The sequence below is a fragment of the Stenotrophomonas sp. CFBP8980 genome, from assembly GCF_034046095.1.
Taxonomy (GTDB): Bacteria; Pseudomonadota; Gammaproteobacteria; order Xanthomonadales; family Xanthomonadaceae; genus Stenotrophomonas; species Stenotrophomonas lacuserhaii.
Genome location: NZ_JAXCXF010000008.1, coordinates 191,024 through 205,323, shown reverse-complemented (window position 1 = coordinate 205,323; position 14,300 = coordinate 191,024). Strand labels below are relative to the sequence as shown.

Genomic DNA, 14,300 nt, shown 5'->3' with positions numbered 1-14,300 from the left:
CGACGCCGCGCCAGCCGCTTACAGGCGGCCGTCCACCGAAGCCCGCGGCCACGCCGACTTGACGTCGTAGACGATGCCGCCCGGCGCCTGCAGGCCGGCGATCTGCGCCGCATCCATGTCCAGGAACGCGGCATGCGCCACCGCCAGCACCACTGCATCGTAGGCGCCGGGTTCTGGACGGGCCACCCACTGCACCGCGGTGTCCGCCAATGCCGCCGGCCCCACCCACGGATCATGCACGTCCACCCGCGCGCCACTGGCCTGGAGCTGTTCGGCCAGTTCCAGCGCACGGCTGTTGCGCAGGTCCGGGCAGTCTTCCTTGAAGGTCACGCCGAGCACCAGGATGCGGACCTGGGCGGGGGTGCGACCGCGTTCGGCCAGCAGCGACAAAACGCGCTCGGCCACGTGCGCGCCGACCCGGTTGTTGACCTGGCGCGCGGTATGGATGAGGTCAGGGTGGTAGCCCACGCTCTCGGATTTGTGCAGCAGGTAATACGGATCCACGCCGATGCAATGGCCCCCCACCAGTCCCGGCCGGAATGGCAGGAAATTCCACTTGCTGCCGGCCGCGTCGAGCACGTCCTGGGTATCGATGCCGAGCTTGTCGAAGATCAGCGCCAGTTCGTTGACCAACGCGATGTTGACGTCGCGCTGGATGTTTTCCACCACCTTGGCGGCCTCGGCCACGCGCATCGACGGTGCGGGGAACGTGCCGGCAGTGATGATGCGGCGGTACAGCGCGTCCACGATCGCGGCGACCTCCGGCGTGGAACCGGAGGTGATCTTGCGGATGTCAGCGAGCCGGCGCTTGCGGTCGCCCGGGCTGACCCGTTCGGGGCTGTAGCCGCAGTAGAAGTCCTGGTTGAAGCGCAATCCCGAACCCGCTTCCAGCAGGGGAATGCAGACTTCCTCGGTGGTGCCGGGGTACACGGTGGACTCATACACCACCAGGTCGCCGGCCTTCAGCACGCTGGCCACGCGTTCACTGGCCGAGCGCAGCGGCCCCAGATCGGGCTGCTCATGTGCGTCTATCGGCGTGGGCACGGTGATGATGTAGACGTTGCAGTCCGCCAGTTCGGCCGCATCGGCGCTACAGCGCAGCAGCGATGCGCCCGCCAGCTCGCCGTCTTCCAGTTCCAGGGTGTGGTCATGGCCCTGCTGCAGTTCGGCAACACGCGCGGCATCGATGTCGAAGCCCAGGGTGGGGAACAACCGCCCGAAGGCGACCGCCAGCGGCAGGCCGACATATCCCAGGCCGATGATCGCAGGACGCGGCGACGCAGCCGCCGAAACCGGGACGCTCATGCGAAGCCTTCCTGCTGCGCGATGCGGCTCGATCGTTCCATTGCGCACCCGCCTCCAACTCAAAGAGGCACAAGGGTAACCGCCATGCCCGGCGCTGACCACGCCCGTGATCAGGAGCCCAGGCTGACCGCCGCAGGCTCCAGCTCGCCATCGCCGCCGGTCCAGCTGCGCAGCAGCAGCGCCAGCCCCTGCTCGGCCGTGGGCCGGTCGGCACTGATGCCCGTCCAGGGTGCGTCGATGATATGGCTCATCGTCGACGGATCGATCCGCCGGTTGGCCATGGTCCAGTGCGGGAACCGGCGCGTGCCCACCACTGCCGCGGCCAGTTGCCGTACGCCATGGTGGCGACTGGCGTTGAGTACCCTGCCGTAGACGGAATCCAGGCCATCACGGGGGCCTTCCAGGTATTGCAGGAAGCGTTCGCCATCGAACATCAGCACGCCGGTGACACCTGCCATCCGGTTGAACGCCGTCGCATCGGCCAGCAGCGCATCCAGCTCCTGCGGTGCCAGCTCCGGACGGGCCTGGCTGACGTAGGCAATCGCGTGCAACGACATGGTCACTCCCTGGCCCCTGACAAAGCCGAATATGGCATGAACAACGCATTGTTGACAGCTGAGCGGCCCATACCGCGCATCTGGTCACGGTTCCTCGCATGCGCGCCGCCATTCCAAATTCGCGCCCCGTGGTGCACCCTATGCCGCGCGGCCCGGATGGCGAAACTGGTAGACGCAGCGGACTTAAAATCCGCCGACCGCAAGGTCTTGCCGGTTCGATCCCGGCTCCGGGCACCAGATCCGCTTGCCAGCACGCCCCGATGCCTCACAGGGCACGCGAGTAACGCGCCGGCTGTCCCGGCCGCGACAGGTAGCGGTCAAAGCACATCGCCAGCAGGCGAAGCAGCGGGCGCCCCGCTTCGGTGGCACGCACCACTCCCTGGTCCAGCTCGGCCAGTCCGTCGGCCTGCAGCGCCTGCAGCTGCATCAGCGCATCGGCGAAGTACGCTTCGAAGACGATACCGCGCGCGGCACACACGGCCGCCGCATCGACGCGGCCGTGGCACATCAGCTGCTGGATGATCTCCGCGCGCAGCAGGTCGCCCTGGTCGAGCTGTACGCCGCGCCACACCGGCAGATGCCCGGCATCCACCGCCGCCTCCCACGCCGGCAGATCACGCGGGTTCTGGCTGTAGGTGCTGGCCACCGTGCTGATGGCGCTCACCCCCAGGCCCAGCAGATCGGTATCGGCATGGGTGGTGTACCCCATGAAGTTGCGGTGCAGCTGGCCGGCGCGCTGGGCACGCGACAGGTCTTCTTCCGGCAGCGCGAAATGGTCCATGCCGATGTACTGGTAGCCGGCCTGCAGCAGCCGCTCCACCGCCAGCCCCAGCAGCGCCAGCTTCTGCTCCGGCGCCGGCAGCCGCGATTCGTCGATCTGCCGCTGCGCGCGGAACAGCTGTGGCAGGTGCGCATAGCCATACACTGCCAACCGATCCGGGCGCAGCGCCAGCACCTGCTCCAGCGTGCGCCCGAAGCCCTGTTCGTTCTGTCCTGGCAGGCCGTAGATCAGGTCCACGTTGACCGAGCGCATGCCATGGTCGCGGCAGGCCTGCAGGATATCCAGCGTCTGCTCCACCCCCTGCAGGCGGTTGATCGATGCCTGTACCGCCGGATCGAAATCCTGCACACCCAGGCTGGCCCGGTTGAATCCCAGTTCGGCCAACAGGGCCACGTCGTCGCGGTCGATGAAGCGCGGATCGAGTTCGATGGAGAAATCGCGCGCCGCGGAGGTACTGAATCGGAAGCGCCTGCGCAGGCCCTGCAGCAGTTCGGTCATCGCCTCACGGGTGAGAAAATTGGGCGTTCCGCCGCCCAGGTGCAGCTGGATCACCTCGCGGGACGGTTCGATGTGCGAGGCGATCAGGTCCGCCTCGGCCAGCACCCGCGCCACGTAAGCGTGGCCACGGCTGCGGTCGCGGCTGATGATCCGGTTGCAGCCACAGTAGAAGCACGGGCTGCTGCAGAACGGGACATGCACGTACAGCGACAACGCGCGTGCCTGCCCGTTGCTGCGTGCCAAGGCGGCGGTGAAGTCGGTCTCACCGAATGCCTCATGGAAATGCGGCGCGGTCGGGTAGGAGGTGTAGCGCGGCCCCGGTTTGTCGTGCCGGCGCAGGGTCGCTGCGTCGAAACACCAGGCCAGGCCGCCTTCAACAGGTGAGTACGTGTCCATGCCTGCAGCGTGCCTGCGCCCGCGCGCAGACGCCTTGACCCAGATCAATCCAGGCCGATCAGCCGAGGATCGGCAGGCCGATCGATGGCAGGCGCAGCATCCGGTAGCGCTTCCAGAACGTATCGGCGATACGCGCGGCGATGTCATCGGCCAGCCGCTGCATGTCCGGGTTGCCACTTTCCGCCGAGGTCATCCGGAACAGCATCAGCCAGCGGTCGAACAGATCGCGGTCCATGTCATCGATGGCCATGTGCTTGGACATCGGCGAGCCCTGGAAGCGCCGGGTGCCGCGCAGCAGGGCCGACCAGAAATCGACCAGCTGGGCCAGGTGGGTCGGCCAGTCCTGCACGTGCGCGGTGAATACCGGACCCAGCCGGGGTTCGTCGCGTACGCGCGCATAGAAGTCATGCACCAGACGGGTCACTTCCGCTTCGGTGCACAGGTCGGGGGAGGCTACGGGAAGCGGCAGTGGCAGGGTGTCCATGGAATCGGCGCGGATCTGATGGCCCATGATCGCACCGGGCTCCACAACGCCCGCTTGATCAGGATCAAGGACGCCGGCCTGGGCGGTTTCTACAGTGGCCGCTGCCGGTGGGACGCTCCCTGCTCCTGCCGGCCCCCACCGCCCTCCTGCCGGAATGTGACCCATGCCCCGACAGTGCCCCACCGACGCCCGTTCGCCCCCGGGGCGACGCTTGCCCGCGCTGGGCGCGATCCTCTGGCCAGGCTTCATCACCGCGGCGCTGGCGTGCGCGGTGTTCTTCGCCTTCGTCGATCCGCTGCGCCTGCGCGATATCAGCTTCCCCGGCCACGGCATCAGCCGCGGGCTGGGCTACACACTCGGGTTCTTCATGTTCTGGGGGATCACCAGCCTGTCCAGCGCCACCACCTGGTACCTGCTGCGGCCGGCATCGGCGCAGGGTGGGGACGACGACGAGGTGCCGCTGGGATGAATCCGCCCACGCTGCCGTCATGGACCCGAACGGCCCTGCGGGTCGTACTGCTGATCGGCTTCCACGCCCTTCCGTGGCTGCGTTGGGACGGCCGCCAGGCGGTGCTGCTGGACGTGGTGGAGCGCCGCTTCGATGTGTTCGGACTGACCCTGTGGCCCAGCCAGGCCGGCCTGTTGCTGGGGGCGCTGGCGGTGCTGGCGGTGACGCTGGCCTTGTGCACGCACCTGGCCGGCCGCCTGTGGTGTGGGCACGCCTGTCCGCAGACCGTGTGGAGCACGCTGTTCGCCTGGGTGGAGCACGGCACGCGGCGCCTGCTTGGAAAGTCCCCTGCAGAGCCGGTCGCGCGCCATGCGCTCTGGATCGGCATCGCGCTGTGGACTGCGTTGAGCTTCGTCGGCCTGTTCACTCCCATCCAGTCGCTGCTGGCCCGCGCCGTTGCCCTGCGGCTGGACGGCTTCGAATCGTTCTGGATCGTCTTCTACACCGTGGCGACCTGGGGAAACGCTGGTTTCCTGCGCCGGCATGTCTGCCGCTTGCTGTGTCCCTTCGCGCGTCTGCAGCCGCTGCTGCGCGATGGGCATACGCCGCGCATGCTGTACCTGGCGCCTCGTGGCGAGCCGCGCGGGCCAAGGCGGCCGGGAGGTGGCAGCGTCGCCCAGCGCGGACGCGGCCTGCTCGATCCCGGCACCGCCCAGGATTACGTATTCCGCTGGGCCCATCCGCAACTGGCCGGACCGATGCCCCGTTTCGCCGATGATCGGCTGGGCGACTGCACCGACTGCCGACGCTGCGTGCAGGCCTGCCCGATGACGCTGGACGTGCGCGATGGCCCGCAGGCCGATTGCCTGGACTGCGGTGCCTGCGCGGTGGCCTGTGAGCAATCGCAGCGGGCGGCAGGGCTGGGCCCCGGACTCATCCAGCACATCAGCCCGCAGCGACTGGCCGGACATCGGCCGCAGTGGATACGACAGCGGACGCTTGCGTTGCTCGGACTGCTGAGCCTGCTGCTGGGACTGATCGTGCTGGGTGGGGCGCTGGCGGGGTGAATCAACGCGATGGCGGGTCCGCCGGCGGCACCAGCTGGGCGCGCCGGACGATGCCAAGCTGTTCGATCAGCAACGCCATGTCGTTGGTCACCTGGGTGCGCTCACGCCCCTCCGGTACCAGCCGCGCCAGCACCTGCTGGTAGGTATTCCAGAACTCCGGGCCGCATCCATGCCGCTGGTAGCTGTCCTGCAGCTCGTCCCGAACCTGGTCGGCCAGGTCCTGTCTGCCGTAATCCATGTACGACCTCCACGAAATCGGTGGCAGCGGGGATGCGGGGGCATCCAGCGAGGCAACACGATGCCTATGAATTAGACATGCTTTTGTCTACGCGTCAATGACACAGCAGACACAGTCCGCGAACCTCACTGAATCATTCACCTCAATCGCCCCGTCCGTGTGGCGTCCTGCGACGTGTCCCGACGCGCTCCTCACCGCGCTTGCGTAGGCTGAAACCTTCAATCGCCAGACGGAGAACACGCGCATGCAGTTGACCGCGCAGCAGCAACGCATTCTGGAAGACATACAGGCCACCCGCCCGGTTGCGCAGGAAGACGCGAATTGGGCGGTTGAAGCGGGACTTGCCGCGCAGGGCGAAGACGGCGACATCGACCTGACCCAGGAAGGACGCCACTACGTGGATTCGTCGCAGCTGTGACGACAGCAGCCGCATAAGGGGCCCGCGCGCGATGGCGTAATGCGCGTGGCCGTTTGCGGACCGCGCATTGGCTGCCCCCTGCGGCGCAGCGCGCGGCCGGCCCCTACTGGATTGCAGACCACTGCAGGGCGATGGTGCGTTCATCTGGTGCACACCTTCCAATGCCCGGCCCGTGGAGTGACTGATGATCAACGCCGCCCTGCTCTCGCAGATCCTGATGTGCCCCCTGGCGCTGGCCCAGCGCTGGACCGCGCCGCTGAACGAGGCGATGCAACGTTTCGACATCATCACCCCGCGGCGGATCGCGCATTTCCTGGCACAGATCGGCCATGAAAGTCAGAGCCTGCAGCATCTGCAGGAAAATCTTTCGTACAGCCGCAAACGCATCGGTGAAGTATTCGGCCGGCGCCTTTCCGAGGCCGAGCAGCCGCAGTATGTGCGTAAGCCGGAACGGCTGGCCAACCGCGTATACGCCAACCGCAATGGCAACCGCGACGAGGCCAGTGGCGATGGGTATCGCTACCGCGGCCGCGGGCCGATCGCCTTGACCGGCCGCGACAACTATCGCCGCATCGGCGAACTGCTCGGCCTGCCCCTGGAGGAACAGCCAGAGCTGCTGGAATCGCCGGAAGTGGGTGCGTTGGCTGCTGCGGCGTGGTGGCAAGATGCCGGCCTCAATGCACTGGCCGACCGCGATGACCTGCTGGGTGTAAGCCGACGGATCAACCTGGGATCGAGCACCAGCAAGGCCACGCCGGAAGGCATGGCCGACCGCACCATGCGGACCAGCCGGGCGCTGCTGGCGATGGGCGTGGGTTCGGGCAGGTAGCAGGAAGCCCGCCAGTGGGGGGCTTTCTGCATTGATTAGCATCCTTCCATTCAGCACCGGATATTCGTACCCGTCTTCGGAAATGAACTGCCCATTGGGCGCCAGAACGGTCCGTAACCGTCGTCGAGAATCTCTTCAAACTTGCTGTGTAAAGTTGTGTCGCTGGCGCGCATATGGGCAAATAGCCCATGGACGGCCGCACCCTGGTCAATCAACTGCCAGCCGACCGATTCGAGCTGGTTTCCACATCGTTAGGTATAACAAGCTTCGCAAAGGAGACGGGATCGTCATCCTTCCTCATCCGCAGAATGACCTGCCCGTTGACGTTATGGCTCTTTCCTAAGGGCCATAGCCTGGCGCAGCCACCGGTGATGTCGTTCCGAAATAGAGAACGGCCGGCGGTGCACCTGCCTTCACGTCAGGGCGCGCTTTGAAACTTCTCAGCGCCTACGGCAATTGATACGCCAACAACCAGCGTTGTAACTATCATCAGCGTCAAAAGCGCCGCTGATAGACTTGGTTTCTGCAGCGAAACCAGTCCAGATATCAGGAAGAGCAGAGGAAGAACAGCAAGTCGATTCCCAGCCCAGCGGTGAAGGGCGGAAGGGTCCTTTACTCGCGCGTAGTTGACGATATTGAGGGGCCGCGATTTTCCCGCAAACCGAACAGCCAGTGCGGGAACGAGGAGTACAGGCACAAGCAATAGTTGAATCATCGCAAGCAATGCTGCCATCGTAGTTCGCTCCAATTTGTAGTTTCGCGACGTAAACGACGAGGGCTTTGTGCAGTTCCATTGAAGTGGCGATCAAAATTTTCGTGCGGCCACGCGGCAGCGCCGGCAGATGCAGGGTTGTTGACCCATCGATCTCTTGACACTTACAGCACTAGCTGGTGAGAGCAGTCCACTGAGATATAAAGACTCATCAAGGACTCTGCACCAAACTCGCCATGTCGAGCAAGCATGCCTGACTTGACTGAGCCTGTAATACCCCGCATCGAGACGGAATGATCGGGCTTCAACAAGCCAAGGACGATCGGCAACCTGTCGAGGTCAAGTGCACTCGAGTAAAAAATAAATGCTGAAAGGAGCGCCACAAATCCATGGCTGTATGGCTGCTGCATGCTCCCGGCCAACTTTTGCTCGACTTCACGAGAGCGACTACAGCGGCGCGCCCTTCTTCGCTGGACGGGCTCGTATTCTCTTCATCTAGAGCGAAAACGTGGCGAGCCATCGGGTTGAAGTGCGGCGGAGGCTCGCCCGGCCTTTCACGAACTACCTCAGGTTTGTGCAGCCTCAAGGACACGCCCGCTTCGCACCCGCACATCCTTGTAAGGAATCGGCAAGACCAGCTGTCCGACAGCACGCATTTTCACTCCTCGTCTGTCGTCAAGCTGCTGGTGCCGTCGCCGTCACGCGCGGTGACGGTGGCGATCCTGGTAGTCCTCCTGCACCACGTGGTCCGGGGCGACCTCCTTCCAGTGCCAGGGGATCGCGGGATAGCGCGCGCGATTGCGTACTGCGTGGCGGCGCGTCGATTCGACCCCAAATCAGGGGATTTCGTAACTGCCCACCAAACGCCAGATATAAAAAAGCCCTGATAAATCAGGGCTTTTCAACTGGAGGCCTGGGTCGGAATTGAACCGGCGTACGCGGCTTTGCAGGCCGCTGCATAACCACTCTGCCACCAGGCCGGTGTACAGCTACCAGGAATGCGATCCTGGTAAGACGAAACCCCTGTCGGGGCCTGTCGGGATTTGGAGCGGGAAACGAGACTCGAACTCGCGACCTCAACCTTGGCAAGGTTGCGCTCTACCAACTGAGCTATTCCCGCGTGAGGCCGACATGCTACCGGAAGACCCGGGACCACACCAGCGTTTTCACGCTTCAAAACGCTGCTTTTCCGCTGCGCCACTCCCTTCCGGAAGCATCGCCCCGCACGGCCGGTGCGGGAGAAAAACAAAGCCCCTTCCGGGGCCCGGTAAAACTGGAGCGGGAAACGAGACTCGAACTCGCGACCTCAACCTTGGCAAGGTTGCGCTCTACCAACTGAGCTATTCCCGCAATCTCTTCGACCTGCGCCGAAGAAGCGATATTGTGTCGAAATTCCTTCATCTCGTCAAGCCTGTTCAGCTCTCCGATCGCAGCAATCACGCACGCAGCGCACCTTCGAATACAGGCAAAAAAAAGAGACCTCGCGGGCCTCTTCTTCAAAACCTGGAGCGGGAAACGAGACTCGAACTCGCGACCTCAACCTTGGCAAGGTTGCGCTCTACCAACTGAGCTATTCCCGCTTGGGAGGCGGCATTCTACACGGCCTGTCGCCGGTGTCAAGAGACGGCAGGGACGCCAGCTGTTTCCGCCGGCACAAAAAAAGAGGCCTTTCGGCCTCCTTTCAGATTCTGGAGCGGGAAACGAGACTCGAACTCGCGACCTCAACCTTGGCAAGGTTGCGCTCTACCAACTGAGCTATTCCCGCTTGGGAGGCGGCATTTTACCTGTCTTCACATCGGTGTCAACCGCTTTCAGCCGCCCTTCTTCAGGCGCGCGCGTTCGCGTGCCGCACGCTCATCGGCGCGCAGGCTCGGCCACGCCGCGTGCAGGTACTGCAGGCCCGACCACAGGGTCAGCACTGCGGCGATCGCCAACGTCCAGTCACCCATGTGGAACACCGGCGGGCCCATCCAGATGTCCTCCACCGGGGTGTTGGGCGCCACTGAATACAGCAGGCACAGCAGCGCGACCATCTGCGCGGTGGTCTTCACCTTGCCGATGACCGCCACGCGCACTTTCGCCCGCTGGCCCAGTTCGGCCATCCATTCGCGCAGTGCCGAAACGGCGATTTCGCGACCCACGATCACCGCCGCCCAGAACGCCATCCACGGCGTGGGATGGCCCTGCACGATCAGGAACAGCGCCACGGCCACCATCAGTTTGTCGGCCACCGGATCCAGGAACGCGCCGAACGCCGATTCCAGTTGGTAGCGCCGCGCGATCCAGCCATCCAGCCAATCGGTGATCGCCGCCAGGCCGAACAGCGCCGCCGAGGCGAAGTTGGTCCACGTGTAGGGAAGATAGAACACCAGCACCAGCACCGGGATCATCAGGATCCGCAGCAGGGTCAGCCAGGTGGGGAGGGTCAACGTCATCGGTAATCTCTACTCGCCCGCCGCATTCGGCTCGGGCAGTCCATGAAGGTTAGCGTAGATACGCGCAGCGAGGGCAGCATTGATGCCTTCCACCTTGGCGATTTCCGCCTCGCCGGCCGCCTTCAGGCCCACCAGTCCGCCGAAATGCTTGAGCAGGCTGGCGCGGCGGCGCGGCCCGATACCGGCGATATCTTCCAGCTTGCTGGTCATGCGGGCCTTCTGGCGGCGGCCGCGATGCCCGGTGATGGCGAACCGATGCGCCTCGTCGCGCACCTGCTGGATGAACTGCAGCGCCGGCGAAGCAGCGCCGGGGCGCAGCTCGCGTCCGTCCGGCAGCACCAGCGCTTCGTGCCCGGCGCGGCGTTCGGCGCCCTTGGCAACGCCCACCAGCAGCACGCCTTCCACGCCCAGATCGGCCAGTGCGGCCTGGGCCTGCGCCAGCTGCCCGGCGCCGCCATCGATCAGCAGCACATCCGGCAGCACGCCCTGCTCTTCCACCGCCCGGCGGAAACGGCGGTCGATCGCCTGGCGCATGGCGGCGTAGTCATCGCCGGGTTCGATGCCGCTGATGTTGAAGCGGCGATACTGCGCCTTCACCGGCCCGGCCGCATCGAACACCACGCACGAGGCCACCGTGGCCTCGCCCATGGTGTGGCTGATGTCGAAACATTCCACCCGTTTGACCGGCTCGGCCAGGCCCAGCATCTCGCGCACCGCCTCGCTGCGCGCATGCTGGGAATCGCGGCTGTTGAGTTCGGTGGCCAGGGTCAGCTGCGCGTTGCGGCTGGCCAGTTCCAGGTAACCCGCGCGTTCGCCACGCACGTTCCATTTCAACTGCACGCGGCGTTCGGAAGACGCGGAAAACGCGGTCTCCAGCAGCGTCGCATCCGGGATTTCGCGATCCAGCAGGATCTCGCGCGGCGGCTCGAATTCCACGTAGTACTGCGACACGAACGCGCCCAGCACTTCTTCCGGGCTGTCTTCGCCATTGGTGCGCGGGAAGAACGGGCGCGTGCCCATGTTGCGGCCGTCGCGGAAGGCCAGCAGCATCACGCAGGCCTGCGCGCCGCGGGTGGCCACCGCCAGCACGTCCAGGTCGGCGGCGCGGCCGTCCACGTATTGCCGGGTCTGCATGCTGCGCAGCGATTTGACCAGGTCGCGCAGCCGCGCGGCCTGCTCGAATTTCAGCGACTCGCTGGCCGCCTGCATCTGCTCGCCCAGCTCACGGGTCAGCTCATCGCTCTTGCCTTCCAGGAACATCGAGGCGCGGCGCACTGCTTCGGCGTAATCCTCGGCCGCCACCAGATCCACGCAGGGCGCGCTGCACCGGCCGATCTGATACTGCAGGCACGGCCGCGAGCGGTTCTTGAACACGCTGTCCTCGCAGCTGCGCAGCTTGAACAGCTTGTGCATCAGGTTCAGCGTTTCGCGCACCGCGGTGACCCCCGGATACGGCCCGAAGTAGCGGCCCGGCACGGCGCGCGGCCCGCGGTGCAGCGCGATGCGCGGCCACGCCTCGCGGGTCAGCAGCACGTGCGGATAGGTCTTGTCGTCGCGCAGGGACACGTTGTAGCGCGGCGACAGCGATTTGATCAGCTGGTTTTCCAGCAGCAGCGCTTCGCTTTCCGAGCGCGTCACGGTGACGTCCATGCGCACGATCTGCGACAGCATGGACATGATCCGCGCGTTCTTCGGACTGCCGTTGAAATAGCTGCCGACACGGTTGCGCAGTGCGCGCGCCTTGCCCACGTACAGCAGCACATCGTCGGCGGCGTACATGCGGTACACACCAGGCGCGGTGCTCAGCGCGGCCGCGAAGGCTTTGCCATCGAAAGCGGGTACAGCGTTCATTCGGTGATCGGCACGTCGCTCAGCACGCCACTGGCGGGGTCGAAGCGCAGCACGGCATGGGCATCGGTTTCGGCGATCCAGACCGCACCGGATCCGACCGCCAGGCCGGCCGGCCCGTGCAGCCGGCGGGGCAACGCCTGGGTGACCAGTTCGCCGCCGCCCAGGCGCAGCGTGCGCAGGCGGCCGTTGCCGGCATCGGCAATCCACAGCAGCGGTGCATCCGGGCTGAGCGCGATGGCCTGCGGGAACTGCAGGCTGGCCCGGTCACGCGGACCGTCTTCGCTGCCGTGGTTCCACACGCCCTGCCCGATCAGCGTCTGCACCAGGTCGCCGCGCAGCTGCACGCAGCGGATCGAAGAGGCCAGCGCATCGGCCACGTACAGCGCCTGCTGCACCACGGCCAGTCCGGTCGGCTGGGCGAAGGCCGCCACGTTTCCACTGCCATCGCGCTGGTCGATGACGCCGCTGCCGGCGCGCCGGGTAAGCCGTCGCTGGCCCAGATGGTAGCTCCAGATCCGGTTGTCACCGGCCATCGCCATGTGCAGTTCATTGTCGGCCAGGGCCAGCCCTGCTGGGTGGTTCAGCGCCACGCTGCGCGGGTCGTCGACTTGTCCGTCGCGCGGTTCGCCCGGCCGGCCATTGCCACACAGCGTGTCCACCTGGCCGGTGATGATGTTGATGCGACGCAGGGCATGGTTGCCGGTGTCGGCCACGTACAGCGACTCGCGTTCCACCACCAGCGCCTGCGGCCGGTTGAAGGCCGCGTCCTGCGCCCCGCCGTCCATGAAGTCCGGCGTGCCCTGCCCGAACTGGCGCAGCACGCGCCCGCCGTGGGTGCATTCCAGCACGCGGTGGTGGCCGCTGTCGGCGATGTACAACCGCTCCGTGGTGACCGCCAGCCCGGTGGGAAAACACAGCGGCAGGCGTGGCTCGGGGCGCAGCTCGCGCAGTGCTTCGAACGGTGTCGGCTGCAGGTTGCCGCACAGCTCGTTCAGCGCGCGGTCCAGCTCGCCCGGTTGGCTAAGGCCGACCAGGCGGCTGCTTTCGCGGCCGTAGACATCCATCAGCACCATCGTCGGCCAGGCCGTTACCCCGAAGCGCCGCCAGCCGTCCCAGTCGCTGTCCAGCAGCGCGACCGAGTGCAGGCCCTGGCGGCGCAGCAGCTTCAGGCTGGCCGTTTCGTCGCGTTCGAAATCGAAACGCGGCACCTGCAGCACCAGCACCTGCAGCCGGCCGGGATGGCGCGACTGCCAGTTCGCCACTTCGGCCAGGCGCTGCGCGCACCATGCCGACGCCGCATTGACGAACAGCAGGGCCAGCGGTTGCCCGCGCAGCTCGCTCAGGGTGGCGGGCGCGGCGTTCAGCCACGTGGCGAACTCGGGGAGGTCCTGGACGGGTTGGGCGTTCATACCCTGATTATGCCGGACCGCGCGTCATGCAATCGTTGTGCCACGCGGATTTTTTCCGGGCCCGCTCAGGCGTGGCCGCTGGCCAGCAACTGTTCGGCCCGCTCCAGGTCTTCGGGGGTGTCGATGCCGGCCGGGAACGGCGCCGGCGACAGCGCCGCGCTGATCGGGTAACCGGCCTCCAGCACCCGCAGCTGCTCCAGGTTTTCCACCTGTTCCAAGCTGCCGGGCGGCATCGCGGCGAACTGCTGCAGGAAGCCTGCGCGGTAGCCGTAGATGCCGATGTGGCGCAGCCACTGGACCCCTTCCGGCAACACCTCGCGGCTGCGCGCGAAGCCATCGCGGTGCCAGGCGATCGGCGCGCGGCTGAAATACATGGCCTCACCGCGCGCGTTGCGCACCAGCTTGACCACGTTGGGATCGAACAGCGTGGCCGCATCTTCCACCGGCGTGCACAGCGTGGACATCGGGGCGCGGCCACTGGCCAGCGCATTGGCCACCGCACGGATGCCGGCGGCCGGTGCAAACGGTTCGTCACCCTGCAGGTTGACCACCACGGTGTCATCGGCCCAGCCGGCATGGCGGGCACATTCGGCCAGCCGGTCAGTGCCGGAGGGATGGGCCGGATCGGTCATGGCCACCTGCACGTCCTCCAACCCCGCCAGCGCCTCGGCGATGCGCGCATCGTCGGTGGCCACCCACACTTCGCGCGCGCCCGCCTGCACCGCGCGCCGCGCCACGTGCAGCACCAGCGGTTCGCCGCCGAGCAGGCGCAACGGCTTGCCGGGCAGGCGCGAAGCGGCATAGCGGGCAGGAATGGCGACGACGAACTCGGTCATGGGGTTCTCCGGTTACAGGCCACGCGCGCAGGCGGT

Annotated in this window: 14 protein-coding genes and 6 tRNA genes; 5 read left to right on the top strand and 15 right to left on the bottom strand. The window is 66.1% G+C overall.

What is annotated here, in order from left to right:
* Positions 1 to 18: 18 nt before the first annotated feature.
* Entirely contained in the window at positions 19 to 1,305 is a 1,287-nt protein-coding gene (locus SOM47_RS15920) for a nucleotide sugar dehydrogenase (RefSeq protein WP_320506134.1), read from the bottom strand.
* 110 nt (positions 1,306 to 1,415) lie between these two features.
* Positions 1,416 to 1,862 (bottom strand): BLUF domain-containing protein, encoded by a 447-nt coding sequence (locus SOM47_RS15915; protein ID WP_192083857.1) that lies wholly within the window; start codon positions 1,860 to 1,862, stop codon positions 1,416 to 1,418.
* Positions 1,863 to 2,012: 150 nt separating this feature from the next.
* On the opposite strand from SOM47_RS15915, the gene SOM47_RS15910 reads away from it, so the two are divergent.
* Positions 2,013 to 2,099, top strand: a tRNA-Leu gene (locus tag SOM47_RS15910).
* Positions 2,100 to 2,127: 28 nt separating this feature from the next.
* Here the strand turns inward: SOM47_RS15910 and hemN are convergent.
* Both hemN and SOM47_RS15900 read right to left on the bottom strand, forming a co-directional pair.
* Positions 2,128 to 3,537, bottom strand: coding sequence for an oxygen-independent coproporphyrinogen III oxidase (gene hemN, locus SOM47_RS15905; protein WP_320506133.1), 1,410 nt, complete (start codon positions 3,535 to 3,537; stop codon positions 2,128 to 2,130).
* Between the two features lie 58 nt (positions 3,538 to 3,595).
* A complete protein-coding gene (locus SOM47_RS15900; RefSeq protein ID WP_414715821.1) occupies positions 3,596 to 4,048 on the bottom strand; it encodes a group III truncated hemoglobin in 453 nt (150 codons plus the stop codon).
* A gap of 136 nt (positions 4,049 to 4,184) precedes the next feature.
* On the opposite strand from SOM47_RS15900, the gene SOM47_RS15895 reads away from it, so the two are divergent.
* Positions 4,185 to 4,490, top strand: coding sequence for a hypothetical protein (locus tag SOM47_RS15895; RefSeq protein WP_320506132.1), 306 nt, complete (start codon positions 4,185 to 4,187; stop codon positions 4,488 to 4,490).
* Entirely contained in the window at positions 4,487 to 5,536 is a 1,050-nt protein-coding gene (locus SOM47_RS15890; protein WP_320506131.1) for a 4Fe-4S dicluster domain-containing protein, read from the top strand. Before SOM47_RS15895 ends, SOM47_RS15890 begins: the two co-directional genes overlap by 4 nt.
* Position 5,537: 1 nt before the next feature.
* On the opposite strand, the gene SOM47_RS15885 is transcribed toward SOM47_RS15890, so the two are convergent.
* On the bottom strand, positions 5,538 to 5,774 hold the full coding sequence (locus tag SOM47_RS15885) for a hypothetical protein (RefSeq protein ID WP_042613007.1): 237 nt from the start codon (positions 5,772 to 5,774) through the stop codon (positions 5,538 to 5,540).
* Positions 5,775 to 6,018: 244 nt separating this feature from the next.
* Here SOM47_RS15885 and SOM47_RS15880 point away from each other — a divergent pair, with 244 nt between their 5' ends.
* Both SOM47_RS15880 and SOM47_RS15875 read left to right on the top strand, forming a co-directional pair.
* Positions 6,019 to 6,192, top strand: a complete 174-nt coding sequence (locus SOM47_RS15880) for a hypothetical protein (RefSeq protein WP_200888406.1) — start codon at positions 6,019 to 6,021, stop codon at positions 6,190 to 6,192.
* Positions 6,193 to 6,376: 184 nt separating this feature from the next.
* Positions 6,377 to 7,021, top strand: coding sequence for a glycoside hydrolase family 19 protein (locus tag SOM47_RS15875; RefSeq protein ID WP_320506130.1), 645 nt, complete (start codon positions 6,377 to 6,379; stop codon positions 7,019 to 7,021).
* Positions 7,022 to 7,439: 418 nt separating this feature from the next.
* Here SOM47_RS15875 and SOM47_RS15870 read toward each other — a convergent pair whose 3' ends face one another.
* The 10 genes from SOM47_RS15870 to kdsB all read right to left on the bottom strand — a co-directional run bounded on the left by SOM47_RS15870 (position 7,440) and on the right by kdsB (position 14,264).
* The gene (locus tag SOM47_RS15870; protein WP_320506129.1) at positions 7,440 to 7,754 is read right to left on the bottom strand and encodes a hypothetical protein; all 315 of its coding nucleotides are present in this window, start codon (positions 7,752 to 7,754) and stop codon (positions 7,440 to 7,442) included.
* 885 nt (positions 7,755 to 8,639) lie between these two features.
* Positions 8,640 to 8,713: transfer RNA gene (locus SOM47_RS15865), tRNA-Cys, on the bottom strand.
* Between the two features lie 64 nt (positions 8,714 to 8,777).
* A tRNA-Gly gene (locus SOM47_RS15860) sits at positions 8,778 to 8,853 on the bottom strand.
* A gap of 154 nt (positions 8,854 to 9,007) precedes the next feature.
* Positions 9,008 to 9,083, bottom strand: a tRNA-Gly gene (locus SOM47_RS15855).
* Positions 9,084 to 9,237: 154 nt separating this feature from the next.
* Positions 9,238 to 9,313: transfer RNA gene (locus tag SOM47_RS15850), tRNA-Gly, on the bottom strand.
* 109 nt (positions 9,314 to 9,422) lie between these two features.
* Positions 9,423 to 9,498, bottom strand: a tRNA-Gly gene (locus SOM47_RS15845).
* 46 nt (positions 9,499 to 9,544) lie between these two features.
* Positions 9,545 to 10,168, bottom strand: coding sequence for a CDP-diacylglycerol--glycerol-3-phosphate 3-phosphatidyltransferase (gene pgsA, locus SOM47_RS15840; RefSeq protein WP_042614198.1), 624 nt, complete (start codon positions 10,166 to 10,168; stop codon positions 9,545 to 9,547).
* Positions 10,169 to 10,177: 9 nt separating this feature from the next.
* Entirely contained in the window at positions 10,178 to 12,019 is a 1,842-nt protein-coding gene (uvrC, locus tag SOM47_RS15835) for an excinuclease ABC subunit UvrC (protein WP_320506128.1), read from the bottom strand.
* Positions 12,016 to 13,428, bottom strand: a complete 1,413-nt coding sequence (locus SOM47_RS15830) for a hypothetical protein (protein WP_320506127.1) — start codon at positions 13,426 to 13,428, stop codon at positions 12,016 to 12,018. The genes uvrC and SOM47_RS15830 overlap by 4 nt, the downstream gene beginning before the upstream one ends.
* A 65-nt stretch (positions 13,429 to 13,493) precedes the next feature.
* On the bottom strand, positions 13,494 to 14,264 hold the full coding sequence (gene kdsB / locus SOM47_RS15825) for a 3-deoxy-manno-octulosonate cytidylyltransferase (RefSeq protein WP_320506126.1): 771 nt from the start codon (positions 14,262 to 14,264) through the stop codon (positions 13,494 to 13,496).
* Between the last annotated feature and the right edge of the window lie 36 nt (positions 14,265 to 14,300).

Excerpts from the sequence above, each read along its gene's own strand:
- SOM47_RS15920 (WP_320506134.1), bottom strand. The coding sequence starts at position 1,305 with ATGAGCGTCCCGGTTTCGGCGGCTGCGTCGCCGCGTCCTGCGATCATC.
- SOM47_RS15915 (WP_192083857.1), bottom strand. The coding sequence starts at position 1,862 with ATGTCGTTGCACGCGATTGCCTACGTCAGCCAGGCCCGTCCGGAGCTG.
- hemN (WP_320506133.1), bottom strand. The coding sequence starts at position 3,537 with ATGGACACGTACTCACCTGTTGAAGGCGGCCTGGCCTGGTGTTTCGAC.
- SOM47_RS15900 (WP_414715821.1), bottom strand. The coding sequence starts at position 4,048 with ATGGGCCATCAGATCCGCGCCGATTCCATGGACACCCTGCCACTGCCG.
- SOM47_RS15895 (WP_320506132.1), top strand. The coding sequence starts at position 4,185 with ATGCCCCGACAGTGCCCCACCGACGCCCGTTCGCCCCCGGGGCGACGC.
- SOM47_RS15890 (WP_320506131.1), top strand. The coding sequence starts at position 4,487 with ATGAATCCGCCCACGCTGCCGTCATGGACCCGAACGGCCCTGCGGGTC.
- SOM47_RS15885 (WP_042613007.1), bottom strand. The coding sequence starts at position 5,774 with ATGGATTACGGCAGACAGGACCTGGCCGACCAGGTTCGGGACGAGCTG.
- SOM47_RS15880 (WP_200888406.1), top strand. The coding sequence starts at position 6,019 with ATGCAGTTGACCGCGCAGCAGCAACGCATTCTGGAAGACATACAGGCC.
- SOM47_RS15875 (WP_320506130.1), top strand. The coding sequence starts at position 6,377 with ATGATCAACGCCGCCCTGCTCTCGCAGATCCTGATGTGCCCCCTGGCG.
- SOM47_RS15870 (WP_320506129.1), bottom strand. The coding sequence starts at position 7,754 with ATGGCAGCATTGCTTGCGATGATTCAACTATTGCTTGTGCCTGTACTC.
- pgsA (WP_042614198.1), bottom strand. The coding sequence starts at position 10,168 with ATGACGTTGACCCTCCCCACCTGGCTGACCCTGCTGCGGATCCTGATG.
- uvrC (WP_320506128.1), bottom strand. The coding sequence starts at position 12,019 with ATGAACGCTGTACCCGCTTTCGATGGCAAAGCCTTCGCGGCCGCGCTG.
- SOM47_RS15830 (WP_320506127.1), bottom strand. The coding sequence starts at position 13,428 with ATGAACGCCCAACCCGTCCAGGACCTCCCCGAGTTCGCCACGTGGCTG.
- kdsB (WP_320506126.1), bottom strand. The coding sequence starts at position 14,264 with ATGACCGAGTTCGTCGTCGCCATTCCTGCCCGCTATGCCGCTTCGCGC.